10 protein-coding genes and 1 tRNA gene are annotated in these 11,837 nt (G+C 76.6%); 4 read left to right on the top strand and 7 right to left on the bottom strand.

Translation table 11 applies throughout. The annotated features are described in order from the left end of the window. Positions 1-2 precede the first annotated feature (2 nt). Complete coding sequence (locus tag ACYSMR_RS04880) at positions 3-962, bottom strand: LysR family transcriptional regulator substrate-binding protein (RefSeq protein WP_461747545.1); 960 nt, start codon at positions 960-962, stop codon at positions 3-5. A gap of 129 nt (positions 963-1,091) precedes the next feature. Between ACYSMR_RS04880 and ACYSMR_RS04885 the strand changes: the two genes are divergently transcribed. Beyond that, a tRNA-Ala gene (locus ACYSMR_RS04885) sits at positions 1,092-1,164 on the top strand. Between the two features lie 98 nt (positions 1,165-1,262). Here the strand turns inward: ACYSMR_RS04885 and ACYSMR_RS04890 are convergent. The 4 genes from ACYSMR_RS04890 to galU form a co-directional block, all read right to left on the bottom strand. Continuing rightward, positions 1,263-2,933, bottom strand: coding sequence for a CYTH and CHAD domain-containing protein (locus ACYSMR_RS04890; protein ID WP_461747546.1), 1,671 nt, complete (start codon positions 2,931-2,933; stop codon positions 1,263-1,265). Between the two features lie 150 nt (positions 2,934-3,083). Continuing rightward, a complete protein-coding gene (locus ACYSMR_RS04895; RefSeq protein WP_461747547.1) occupies positions 3,084-3,995 on the bottom strand; it encodes a hypothetical protein in 912 nt (303 codons plus the stop codon). Positions 3,996-4,155: 160 nt separating this feature from the next. Further along, positions 4,156-4,788 carry a GNAT family N-acetyltransferase gene (locus tag ACYSMR_RS04900; RefSeq protein WP_461747548.1) on the bottom strand — a complete coding sequence of 211 codons (633 nt, stop codon included), beginning with the start codon at positions 4,786-4,788 and terminating at the stop codon, positions 4,156-4,158. A gap of 15 nt (positions 4,789-4,803) precedes the next feature. Then, complete coding sequence (gene galU / locus ACYSMR_RS04905) at positions 4,804-5,718, bottom strand: UTP--glucose-1-phosphate uridylyltransferase GalU (RefSeq protein ID WP_461747549.1); 915 nt, start codon at positions 5,716-5,718, stop codon at positions 4,804-4,806. A gap of 190 nt (positions 5,719-5,908) precedes the next feature. On the opposite strand from galU, the gene ACYSMR_RS04910 reads away from it, so the two are divergent. The 3 genes from ACYSMR_RS04910 to ACYSMR_RS04920 all read left to right on the top strand — a co-directional run bounded on the left by ACYSMR_RS04910 (position 5,909) and on the right by ACYSMR_RS04920 (position 7,764). Next, positions 5,909-6,544 carry a 5-formyltetrahydrofolate cyclo-ligase gene (locus tag ACYSMR_RS04910; protein ID WP_309126547.1) on the top strand — a complete coding sequence of 212 codons (636 nt, stop codon included), beginning with the start codon at positions 5,909-5,911 and terminating at the stop codon, positions 6,542-6,544. A 63-nt stretch (positions 6,545-6,607) separates the two neighbouring features. Beyond that, positions 6,608-6,916, top strand: a complete 309-nt coding sequence (locus ACYSMR_RS04915; protein ID WP_461747550.1) for an FmdB family zinc ribbon protein — start codon at positions 6,608-6,610, stop codon at positions 6,914-6,916. 134 nt (positions 6,917-7,050) lie between these two features. Continuing rightward, entirely contained in the window at positions 7,051-7,764 is a 714-nt protein-coding gene (locus tag ACYSMR_RS04920; protein WP_309126549.1) for an SAF domain-containing protein, read from the top strand. Here ACYSMR_RS04920 and ACYSMR_RS04925 read toward each other — a convergent pair. Together ACYSMR_RS04925 and ACYSMR_RS04930 are read right to left on the bottom strand one after the other, a co-directional pair. Then, entirely contained in the window at positions 7,733-7,984 is a 252-nt protein-coding gene (locus ACYSMR_RS04925) for a hypothetical protein (RefSeq protein WP_461747551.1), read from the bottom strand. The two genes, ACYSMR_RS04920 and ACYSMR_RS04925, sit on opposite strands and share 32 nt — an antisense overlap. Then, positions 7,974-11,759, bottom strand: a complete 3,786-nt coding sequence (locus ACYSMR_RS04930) for a hypothetical protein (protein WP_461747552.1) — start codon at positions 11,757-11,759, stop codon at positions 7,974-7,976. Before ACYSMR_RS04930 ends, ACYSMR_RS04925 begins: the two co-directional genes overlap by 11 nt. Positions 11,760-11,837: the final 78 nt, after the last annotated feature.

Raw genomic sequence — 11,837 nt, forward strand, 5'->3', positions numbered from 1 at the left:
GCTCACCGGCGCCCGCGCCCCTTCGACCGGCCCGCGGCCTTGCCGCGCCCGGCCCTGCCCCCTCCCGGTCCCCGGCGCCCGCCGGCGGCCGGGCGTGCGGCCCGCCCCGAGGACGACGACGCGCGCGCGCCCTGGGCGCCCTTCGCCGGCCTGCGGTCCGCGGCCGGCTCCGCCGCCGGCCCGCCCGTGCCGGTGCCCCGGGAGCTGTTCAGCCCGCGCCCGCGCACCACGCCCACGAAGTCCTGCACGAGCTCCTCCTGCTCCTCGGGCAGGTCCTGCGGCCACACCAGGGCCACGGGGACCGTCGCGGCGTCGGGCACCACCCGGTGGACCAGGTCCTTGCGGTGGTGCAGCCGCGCCACGGACATGGGCACCACGACCAGGCCCAGCCCGGCGGCCACGAGCTCGATCGCGTCCCTGGCGTGGCGCACCGGCGGCAGGGGCGCGTCGGCGGCGACCGCCTCCGGGGAGCGCAGCCGCTGGCGCTCGGGCAGGGACGCGGGCTCCTGGAGGAGCACCTCGTCGACGAGCTCGGCCACCGGCACCTCGTCGAGCAGGGTCAGCTCGTGGTCGCGGGGCAGCACCACGACCTGCTGCTCGGCGTAGAGCTCCACGGCCCGGAAGTCACGGCGCAGGGCGGCGAGGTCGTCGACCCCGGCCCGCGGGTGGGCGGGCAGGCGCACGAAGCACGCGTGGGCGCGGCCCTGCCCCAGCTCGTCCCGCCAGGTGTCCGCCTCGAGCGGCCGCTCCGCGAGGGCCCGGCCGGGGTTGCGGTCCCGCCAGCGGAAGAACCACTTGCCGGGCATCACCCCGGGGACGAACGCCACGACCAGGTCCGCCGATCGGGCGGGCCCGTCGGCGGCGCTGTGGTCGGGGTTCCCGGCGGGGCCGTCGGCGGGTCTCGGGGCGGGGGTCTCGGCGGGCTCGTCGGTGGGGTCCTCGTGCCCGGGTGCAGCGTTCATGGCCGCCAATCTACCGACTGCGGGCACGGCTCCCGACCGCGCGGGGCCCGGCCCGCTCCTCGCGCCCGGCGCGCCGGGCGCCCGAGATGCGAAAACCGACCCGCACGTATAGGATGGAGGGGTTGCTCCGGGGCTATAGCTCAGTTGGTAGAGCGTTTCGTTCGCAATGAAAAGGTCAGGGGTTCGATTCCCCTTAGCTCCACGACACCGCGTCCGCCCGCCGGACGCCCACGGAAGGCCCCGGCTCGCGCCGGGGCCTTCCGTGCTTCCCGCCCTCCGTCCCTTCCGGGACGGAGCACCTCAGGCGAGGTCCTTCCGCAGCTGGGCCAGCAGCACCCCGACCACGTCCGCGCCGCCCGCCACGCCGGAGTGCAGGTGCACGACCTCCGCGCCGTGCAGGAGCCCCACCGCGTAGCGGTCCTCCCCCGAGCCGCTGAGGGCCTGCGCCGTCCGCGCGAGCCAGCCCTCCACGACCGCGGCGTCCATGATCCGCCCCAGGGCGTTCTGGTACTCCCGGGCGTCCGCGGCCGCCCGGCGCACCGACTTGCCGGCGCGGAAGCCCGAGCCGCCCAGCACCGCCTCGACGTAGCGGACCCGCTTGACCGCCTTGCGCACCACGTGGAGGTGCTCGAGCCGCTGGGCGGCATCCGCCCCGGCGCCCGAGGCCTCCGCCGCCGCGCCCTGCTCGCCCACGCGCACCACCTTGCGCAGCGCCCGGCGCAGCATCGTGCTGGCGACCTTCCGCGCCGAGAGCTCCGCGCACTGCTCCGTCAGGGGCGGTGCCGCGGCGAACTCCCGGACGTCGGCCAGCAGCCGCAGGTGCTCCTTGGAGGCCAGGGACCGGCGCACCGAGCGGGCGGCCAGCTCGGCCTGCTCCTCGGCCCGGTGCTGGAGCACGGCCGCCGGGGCCGGGCCGACACGGCCCCCCAGCTCCTCGACCCGCGCGGGCAGCAGCTGCGCCGTCACCTCCGCGTCCCGGGCCGCCGACAGGGTGCGGGCGAGCTCCCGGAGGCGCACGTACAGGTCCTCCGCGACGTCGCCCTCGAGGAACGGGTCCGCCGCCTTCAGCACGCTGCGCAGCGACCGCGACGTCACCCGCATCTGGTGCACGGCGTCCGGGACCTCGAGCCGGACCTTGAAGTCCCACAGCACGAGCTGCTCCGCCAGCTCGGCCAGCACCGTCCGGAGCAGCTCCGCCCCGGAGACCGCCGGCTTCTTCGGCTTCTTCCCCTTCTTCTCCTTCGGCCGTGGCTCGCCCTCCGCGTCCCGCTCGTCCTGCTCCCCGGTCGGGGCGGACCCCGCCGGGACCTCGGCCTGCTCCGGGACGGGCCCGGCGGCCACCGCGTCGTCGTCCTCGGCGCCGAGGGCGCGGGCGATCTTGGCCCGCGACGTCGACGGCCTGCCCCCCACCGCGAAGACCGCCTCCTCGACCGCGGAGAAGATCTCCTCCTGCTGCTCCTCGGGGACGGTCCCGTCGACCAGCTCGACCTCCCACTCCGACCACGAGCGCACCGTGCCGGTGCGCTCGTCGACGGCCTCGACGACGTCGGCGGCGAGCTCGGCGACCTCCGTTCCGGCGGGGTCGCCGATCATCAGCACCCGCCGCACGGTGCGCAGGGTCGCCACGGGACGCAGCCGCTCACCGCCGGCCAGCCCCGCGAGCAGCGTCCGCACCGCCGCGGGCATCCGCTCCGGCGTGCGCAGCAGGGGGAACTGCAGCTCGCGGCGCCCGGACGGCTCGTGGAACTTCACGTGCCACCCGTCGTCCGCTCCGCCGCGGCGGCGGCGCAGCGCGACGAGGCGCCGGGCCAGCGCCATGTCCGGCGTGTCGTAGTACACCGCCTCCATGCGGTGCTCGACCGGCTCGGCGGACACGGTGTACCCCTGCAGCCCGCTCCAGTCGATGCGCTCCTCGGCGCCCTCGGGGACCTCGTACTTGCGCTCGATCTCGCGGTGGGCGACGGGTGCCATGGCAGTCCTCCTCGATCGGGTCCGAGGGCGGCAGGGACCGTCCCCCGGTTGTTGCGGCGATGATACCGGGGAGCCCGCCCCCGGAACGGGTCCGCCGCACGGCCCCGGACGGGGCCGTGCGGCGGGTGCGGCGGACGCTGGGGACGGGGCTCAGGCCCGGCGCCGCTTGAGGACGTCGTCGAGGTCCAGGGCGGAGCGCCCGCGCTCCTCCCCCATGCGCACGGCGTCCTTGAGCGTCGCGGACCGGGCCACGGGCTGCTCCGGCACGGGCAGCGGCTCCGGCTCCGGGCGCGGGACCACGGGCGCGTCGGCGTAGGTGGGGCGGGGCACGGGCACGGGCTCCCAGGTGCGGGCGGCGGCGCCGCACTCCCGGGCCACCTTGAGCGCCTCCGCCCGCAGCTCCTCGACCGTGAACGCGGCCGGAGCGGGGGCGGGGGCGTCGGCCTGGGGCTGCTCGTGCTGCGCGGGGAGGTCGAGCGCCTCGGCGGCCTGGCGGGACTGCTCCCGGGCCTCCTCCGCGACGGCGTGCTCGTTGTCGAACAGGGCGACGTCCTGGCGCGGGGCGTGCGGGTCGGCCGTGGTGTCCGTGCGGGCGGGGCGGGCCGCGCGGTGCGACGCGCGGTCCTGGACGGCGAGGTAGCGCAGGGCCAGCACGGAGCCGAGGCCCAGCAGGAGCAGGAACACGGGCCACGGCCAGCTCACGGCGGCGGACAGCGGCGCCAGCACGGCCGTGACCAGGGCGGCGAGCAGGGCGGCGCACCCGCCCAGGAAGATCCCGGCGCGGTCCCACTTGATGCGCAGGGCGCCGGGACGGGAGGCGGTGCCGCTGCCCGTGCGCGGCGAGGGGGTGTCGGTGGTCGCCATGGTGATCCTTCGTCGGCGGGACACGGGGGAGGTCGGCTCGGGCAGCTCCGGGGACTGCTCCGGGACGAGATCGGTGCCGGCGATCTCGACCCGGGCCTCGACGGGGCCCTCGCGGCGACGCTGCAGGCGCGGGACGACCCAGAACAGGGACAGGGCGCACACCACGGCCAGCGCGGCCGAGCTGCTCACCCAGATCATCGTCGCGGTCCTGCCTCTTGTGCGCTCGAACGTGCGCTCGAACGGGCGGCGGGGAACCGCCGGCGCGCGGCGCCGGCGTGTCCGGGCCCGGGGTCGGGCCGTGAGCGACAGCCTACTACCGCGCCCGGACAGCCTGTGGACATCCCTGTGGACACGCCGGTCACTGCCACACCGCGGGGCGGTCCGAGCCGGTGAAGCGCCGGACCAGCCCCTCGGGCACCTCCGGGGCGGTGAGCGCGAAGCTGCGGTGGTCCGTCCAGCGCCCGTCGATGTGCAGGAAGTCCTTGCGCAGCCCCTCGTCCCGGAACCCGAGCTTCTCCACCACCCGCAGGGACTTCGTGTTTTCCGGGCGGATGTTGATCTCCATCCGGTGCAGGCCGAGGCCCTGGAAGCAGTAGTCGGTGGCCATCGCCACGGCCATGGGGGCCACGCCGCGGCCGGCCTGCTCCCGGTCCACCCAGTACCCGAGGGTCGCGGAGAGGAACGAGCCCCAGGAGATGCCCGAGACGGTGAGCTGGCCGATGAGCTCGAACCGGTCCGTGCCCGGGGCCCGCTCCGTGATCACGAACGGCAGCGCCGTGCCCTGTCTGGCCTGCTGGTCGAGGGTGCGCACGAACTGCCCGAACGTCGGCGCCTCGCCGCCGGGAACGGGGTTCGTGGCCTCCCACGGATCCAGCCAGTCGCGGTTGCGGTGGCGCACGAGGTCCCACTCCCGGCGGTCGGCCCGGCCGAGCGGGCGCAGCCGGAGGTCACCCCAGGAGACGGTGACGGGCCACCGGAACTGTCCGGCCACGGCTGGGGTGTCCTCTCAGCCCACGGGCAGGGACCGGACGTAGTCCTTGAGCCAGTCGCACAGCTCGGGGCCGAGGTCCTCGCGCTCCGAGGCCAGGATGATGTTGGCCTTGAGGTAGCTCAGCTTGTCGCCCGTGTCGTAGCGGCGGCCCTTGAAGACCACCCCGTACACCCCGCCGCCCTCGCCGTCGCGGGTCGCGAGGGTCTGCAGGGCGTCGGTGAGCTGGATCTCGTTGCCGCGCCCCGGGGCGGTGTTCTCGAGCACCTCGAAGACGTCCGGGTGCAGGACGTAGCGGCCGATGATGGCCAGGTTGGACGGGGCGTCCTCCGGGGCCGGCTTCTCCACCAGGCCGTTGATCCGCACGTAGTCCGCCCCGTCCACGACGGTGACGTCGGCGCAGCCGTAGGCGCTGATCTGGTCCTCGGGGACCTCCATGAGGGCCACGACGGAGCCGCCGGTGCGCTGCTGCACGGCGATCATCTCGGTGAGCAGGTTGTCGCGGGCGTCGATGAGGTCGTCGCCCAGCAGGACGGCGAAGGGCTCCTCGCCCACGTGGATCTTGGCGCGCAGCACCGCGTGCCCCAGGCCCTTGGGGTCGGCCTGGCGCAGGTAGTGGATCTCGCCGAGCTCGGAGGCGTGCTCGACCTCCTTGAGCAGCTCCGTCTTGCCGGACTCCTCCAGCTGGTGCTCCAGGGCCGGGACGCGGTCGAAGTGGTCCTCCAGGGCCCGCTTGGAGCGGCCGGTGATCATCAGCACGTCGTGCAGGCCGGCGTCGACGGCTTCCTGGACGACGTACTGGATGGCCGGGCGGTCCACGACCGGCAGCATCTCCTTGGGCATCGCCTTGGTCGCGGGCAGGAAGCGCGTGCCCAGTCCGGCGGCGGGGATGACGGCCTTCCGGACCGTCCGGCAGTTGTTGTTTCCACTCATGGGCACAGGCTAGCGGATTGTCGGCGGCGTCCGGTTGAACCGCGCGGGGGCCGGGGCTAGCCTCGCAGCACCGGTGCCCGCCGCACGGCGGCGGCCGGCCGGCGGCGCGGTGCCCCGGCCGGCAGCGAGCCGGCCCCGCCCCCGGGGACCCCGTGCGGTCCTCGACGACGACCCAGGAGCGAGCGCGACGATGACGGACCCGAGCGACCCCGCGGAGCTGAAGGACCGGTTGCGCCGGGAGCGGCGGGCCGCGCGCGCCCGGCGCTCCCGGGCGGCCCGCGAGCACGCCGAGGTGGGCTTCGACCGCCACGTCGCGGAGCTGCTGGCCGGGCGCGGGCACCTGGACCTCGCCGCGTACCTGCCGATGCCCACGGAACCGCCGCTGGAGCGCGCCCTCGCCACCGCCCACCGGCGCGGCCACCGGGTGTGGGTGCCGGTGTGCGAGCCCGGCCGCCGGCTCTCGTGGGCGCGCTGGACCCCGGACACCCCGGTGCGGGAGGGCGGCCTCGCGGCGCTGCGCGAGCCCGTGGGCGCCCGCCACGGCATCGAGGTCATGCGCTCCGTGGGGGTGCTGCTCGTGCCCGCGCTCGCCGTCGCGCACGACGGCGCCCGCCTCGGCTTCGGCGGCGGGTACTACGACCGCTTCCTCGCGCGGCTGCCCCGCACGGCCCACCCCGAGCTGCTGAGCGCGGTGTGCGTGTTCGCCGACGAGGTGCTGCCCGCGGGCGCCGTGCCGGTCGACGAGCTGGACGCGCCCGTGACCCTGGCCCTCACCGAGGAGGGGACGGAGCCGCTGGGCGCCGGGACGCCGCCGCGCACGCGGTAGAATCAGCACTCGACCCCTTCGAGTGCCAGCCGGCGCACCCGACGACCGTTCCCAGGAGGACCCATGCCCGTCTACGCCTACGGCTGCAAGGACTGCGGCCACGCCTTCGACATCCGCCAGTCGTTCAGCGAGGACGCCCTCACCGTCTGCCCCGAGTGCGGCGGCGACCTGCGCAAGAAGTTCAACACCGTGGGCGTGGTGTTCAAGGGCTCCGGCTTCTACCGGACCGACTCCCGCGCCGGGGCCTCCTCCGCCGACACCGCGTCCCCCGCGCCCGCCTCCTCGGGCTCCTCCCCCAGCTCCGGCCCCACCCCCGCGGCCGCCTCCGCCGGGTCCTCCGCGGGGGCCGGGACGGGCGGCTCCACGGCCTGAGCCGGCGCCGGGGCCCGCACCGGTCCCGGCGTCCGGGCTCCACCCGCCTCCCGGGGAGCGGTGAGCGCCCGGACCGTCCCCAGCCCGGGACCGGTCCGCGCCGGTCCCCGGGCCCCGGCGCCTACCGTCGGCGCATGAGCCGACGTCCGCGCCCCGCCCGGCGCCGCTATCCCCTGGCCCTGCACCTGCGCTCCGCCCTGTCGCGGCGCCGCCGCCTGGCCGCGGCCGGGCTGCTCGGGCTCGCCCTGGCGCTCGTGGTGGTCTCCCTGGCCCCGCCGAGGGCCCGCACCGTGCCCGTGGTCACGGCCGCCGGGGCGCTCGCGGCGGGCACAGTGGTGTCGGCCGAGCAGCTGGCGGTCGCGGCGTACCCGCACGGGCTGGTCCCGGAGGGAGCGCTGACCGACCCGGAGGAGCTCGTGGGGCGCACGCTGGCGGGCGCCGCCGCGCCGGGCCAGCCGCTGACCGAGACGGCCCTCGTGGGCCCCGGCCTGCTGACGGGCCGGCCGCCCGGGGTGACGGCCGTGACCCTGCGCATCGACGACCCCGGCGCCCTGCGCCACGTGCGGGCGGGCGACCACGTGGACGTCGTGCACCTGCCGGACGCCGCCGTGGCCGAGCGGCAGGTCCTGGGCCGGGGCCTGCCGGTCCTGTGGGTCTCCGCCGGCGGGCCGGACGAGGACGCGGGGCTGCTCTCCGGGACGTCCGGGGCGGACGACCGGGGCCTGCTCGTCGTGGGCGCCCCGCACGAGGACGCCGCGCAGCTCGCGGGCGCGGGCGGCGGCGGGCGCACCACGGTGGTCCTCGTCCCGGCGCCGCTCAGCCCCAGTGCGGAGGGCGCTGGGCCCTGAGCCACTCCTCCCGGGCGTGCTCACCGGCACGCTCGCGCGCCTCCTCGCCCGTCTCGGTCTCGGGCCCGGGCAGCCCGGGAAGGCGTGGCTCCGCCCCGGAGACCGTGCCCCCCGTGGCCCGGCGGGGGGCCCGCCGCGCGGCGGGCCGTCCGGCGGAGGCCCCGGTGCCGCGGCGCTCCCCGGGAAGGGGCTCGGGGCGGGGCCCGTGCTCAGCGGCCACGGGAGGCCCTCCCCTCGCCGGGCAGCCCGAGGTAGCGGCGGATCAGCTCGGCGACGGTGTCGGGGTCGGTGAAGACCTCGATGGTCCACAGGGTCAGGTAGTTCCACCCCGTGCGCTCGAGCTGCTGGGGCCGCAGCCGGGAGCGCTCGCGCACCGACAGGCCGGTGCCCGAGCCGTCGGACTGGACGGCCACCGGGATCCGCAGCGGGCGTCCCTCCTCGCGGTCCCGCCCGCCGAGCAGCGCCCCCGCGGACATCGACTCGGTGCTCGCCCAGGCGACCAGGTCGAGCACGCCCGCGTACTCGAGCAGCACCGAGGCGCCGCGCGCGACGAGGCGGCGGGCGAGGTCGACCACGAGGGCGTCCTCGTGGGTGTCCCGGGCGCTGACTGCGTGCCCGGCGCACTCCCCCAGGTGCATGGCCAGCACGCGCACGAAGTCCCGCGCGCCGTGCTGGAGGCCCTTGCCCTCCACCTCGTCCGGGTGCAGGGACGTCACGATCCGGGTCGTGTGCCGGGCGCGGGTCATGCCGAGCACGAAGTGCTGGCGCCCGTGCTTCTCGGACAGCGCGCCGAGGTAGGGCACGGTGCGGCCGTTGGCGGTCTTGCCGAAGCCGAGGGCGAAGACGACGGTGTCCCGCACGATCCCCGCCGCCCGGTGCAGGTCGACCACCCGGAAGGACTCCGGTCCGGGGGCGAAGAAGGCCGCGGTCGCGGGCTCCTGCCGCATCCGCTGCCGCACGGCCTCCGCGATCCGGGCCGCGTGCACCGCGCTGGCGGTGACCACGGCGAGGGACCGCTTCGGGTGCCGGGCGGCGTGGTCGAACACGAGCTCCACCACCCGGCGCACCTCGGCGGCGGGTGCCTGGATCCCCTCGATCCCGGCCGTCAGCGCACCGATCCCGTCCGGGACGTACTCCACCTCGAGCACGGGGGTCGTCCCGGTCACGGAGTCCCCGTGCGGCAGCCGGGTGAGCCGGCCCCCGTAGAACTGCTCGTTGAGGTAGCCGAAGACCTGCTCGTCCATCGAGCGGTACATCGTCCGCAGGCTGCGCCCGGGCACGACGCGGGAGAGGGCGTCGAAGGCGCTGTCCACCTCGACCACCGGCTGCGCGCCGGCCGAGGTCGCGGCCATGGGCGCCACGGTGAACGGCTGCGGGCGGCCCAGGTGGGGGTCGCCGAACGCGATCACCTGGTCGCACCGGGTCAGCGCGGGCAGCACGGCCGCGAGCGGGGAGCTCTCGGCGTCGAGCACCACCACGGCGTCGAAGACGTGGTCCTCGGGCAGCGCCGCGGAGAGCACCAGCGGGCTGGCCGTCCACACCGGCACGAGGGAGCGGACGAGGTGCCCGGCGGCGGCGCCGACCTCCTCGAGGGGGGCCTCCCCCGCCCGCAGCATCGTGCGCAGCGCGACCGCCGCGCGCGGGGAGCGGCGGACGGAGCGCTGCCAGCGCTCCGCCAGCTCCCACAGCAGCCGCCCCGCCCCGGACGCGACGTGGGCGGCGTCGGCGCGGCGGAACGTGGACTCGATCCGGCGCAGCGCGGGGCCGTCGGCCACGGCCGGGAAGTCGTCGCCGGTGGCCATGGCCTCGAGCGTGGACTGCCACCAGGCGAGGTCGAACTCCGCCGGCACCTGCTCGCGCGGCACCGTGCGCCGGACCAGGTCGTCCACGAGCTCGCCCATCCCGCGCCCGCGCAGCTCGTCCAGCAGGAGGGTGCGCTCCGGCAGGGTCGCGAGGTTGGTCTCGTCGTTGATGAGCCGGTCCAGGACGTCCCGCAGGCGCGCCACGGGCAGCTCGAGCAGGCCCACGCCCGTCGGCGAGCCCTCGAGCGCGATGGCCAGGCCCTCGAGGTCCTCGACGAAGCGGGCGTGCACCGCCGCGACCTCGTCGACCCGGTCGGAGACCGCCGGGTGCTGCCGCGTGCTCGCCCACTCCTGCCAGCGCTCCCGCTCCGACTGCACCCGCAGCAGCGCGCTGTGCAGGTCGGAGAGGTGGACCCCGTGCCGGATGTACTCCTTGGCGGCCTTGCGCAGCCGCGAGCGCTGCAGCCCCGTCATGTCGATGCCGTGCTCGCGGCGCCAGGCCGCGCCCGCGGTCGCGGCGACCAGGTCGGTCACCGGCCGGTCGTAGATGTCCGGGGTGAAGCGGGTGAGGGAGTCCTGGACCTCCTGGAGCAGGCGCAGCTGCCGGCCCCACTCGGGCACGGTGGCACCGGAGCGCAGCCCGCTGGTCGCCAGGACGTGGCGCATGCCGGTCTCGAGGGTGGTGAGCTCGAGGAGCAGGGACTGGGCGAGCCGGTGGGCCTGGCCGGCCTCGTCGTCGTTGACCAGGCGGGCCCCGCTCCACGGGCCCGCGAGCGTGCCGGCGTCGAAGGCCCCGAGCTCGGCGGCGCGCTCCAGCTGGGCGACGATCCCGGCCCGGTCGCGCACGCCGTCGAGCACGGAGCGCGGGAAGCGCACGGGCGTGGCGGGGGCGGGGCGTCGGGCGGTGAGCTCGGCCAGGGCCTGCACGGCCTGGTAGGGGGAGGCCGACCACCGGGGCCGGACGGTGTGCAGCGAGCGGACGTGCGCGGCGAGCCGGTCCCGGCAGCTGCGCAGCGTCGCGTGCAGCTCGTCGAGCTCGGGGCGCTCTGCGCGCTCGTTGCGGGAGACGGCGCGGATGAGCTGCTGGGCGACGTCGGCGTCGGAGAGCTGGGAGGACAGCGGCAGCACGGCGGTGCCGAGGCCGAGCCCGTCCATCCGGCGGCGGAACGCGGCCAGCGTGGTGCGCCGCTCGCCCAGGACCAGCACGGTCCGGCCGCGGGCCACGAGGGTCCCGACCGTGTTGACCGCGGTGTCGATCTGCCCGGTGCCGGGTGCGGCGGTCACCACGAACGAGTGCCCCTGCGCGGCGAGGTCCAGCACCTCCTGCTGCGGGCCGTCGGCGTCGACGAGCAGCAGCTCCTCCGCGGGGTCGCGCTCGTCGAGCGGGGGCGCGGTGGCGGTGATCTCCTCGACCTGCGGGACCCGTCCCACGGCGGAGTCCTTGAGCCGGGCGAGGTCCCGGACCACGGCCGTGCGCGCGTCGACCGACAGGTCGGCCGGGCGGTCGTGGAGGTCGGCGAACGTGGACACGAGCAGCTTGTGCTCGACGTGCATCCCGGGCACCGCCCCGGCCACGGTGCGCAGCGTCTCCAGGGCGGGGGCGGGGTCGAGGCGGCGGGTCCCGTAGGCGAGGCGGGCGAGCTCCCCGGAGGCCAGGTCCACGCCGTGGTCCGCGGCCAGCCGCCGCACCATGGCGGGGTTGAGCCGGGCGGGGCCGACGAGCTGGAGCTCGAAGTCGTCGAGGTCGGCGCGCGGCTTGAGGGTGATGGGCGCCAGCAGCACGGGCGCGATCCAGCGCCGCTGCCCCGAGCCCGTCGGGTCGGAGCCCCGGGGCCGGGCCAGCCAGGACGCCGTGCCGGCGGCGAGGTAGGCGGCGTCGAGGCCGTGGTTGACCGACAGCTCGTGGATCTTGGTGCGCAGGGAGCGGGCGGCCCGGGCGGCGACCCCGTAGGCCTGCGGGTCGTGGACGATCGTGGACAGGCGGGTGGGCCGGCCCATCAGCAGCTGGGCCTGGCCCGAGGAGTTCGCCTCGGTGAGGTCGATGCTGACGTTGTCGACCTGGTTGAAGTCCAGCAGCGTGTCCGGCCCGGTGTAGGCGTCCATCTGGCGGGTCCAGGGCTGCAGCGAGACCCGGTGGGTCCGCTCCGGGTGGGTGCCCGACTCCCGGGGGGTGCGGTCGGATCCGATCGACATGGTTCTCCTCCTGCGCCCGGCCCAGCGGCCGGGGCCGGTCATGCATCGGTCGAGCGGCCCTGCGCGGACCGCTCGACC

The organism is Kocuria sp. U4B, assembly GCF_054875615.1.

Excerpts from the sequence above, each read along its gene's own strand:
- ACYSMR_RS04880 (WP_461747545.1), bottom strand. The coding sequence starts at position 962 with ATGAACGCTGCACCCGGGCACGAGGACCCCACCGACGAGCCCGCCGAG.
- ACYSMR_RS04890 (WP_461747546.1), bottom strand. The coding sequence starts at position 2,933 with ATGGCACCCGTCGCCCACCGCGAGATCGAGCGCAAGTACGAGGTCCCC.
- ACYSMR_RS04895 (WP_461747547.1), bottom strand. The coding sequence starts at position 3,995 with ATGATCTGGGTGAGCAGCTCGGCCGCGCTGGCCGTGGTGTGCGCCCTG.
- galU (WP_461747549.1), bottom strand. The coding sequence starts at position 5,718 with ATGAGTGGAAACAACAACTGCCGGACGGTCCGGAAGGCCGTCATCCCC.
- ACYSMR_RS04910 (WP_309126547.1), top strand. The coding sequence starts at position 5,909 with ATGACGGACCCGAGCGACCCCGCGGAGCTGAAGGACCGGTTGCGCCGG.
- ACYSMR_RS04915 (WP_461747550.1), top strand. The coding sequence starts at position 6,608 with ATGCCCGTCTACGCCTACGGCTGCAAGGACTGCGGCCACGCCTTCGAC.
- ACYSMR_RS04920 (WP_309126549.1), top strand. The coding sequence starts at position 7,051 with ATGAGCCGACGTCCGCGCCCCGCCCGGCGCCGCTATCCCCTGGCCCTG.
- ACYSMR_RS04930 (WP_461747552.1), bottom strand. The coding sequence starts at position 11,759 with ATGTCGATCGGATCCGACCGCACCCCCCGGGAGTCGGGCACCCACCCG.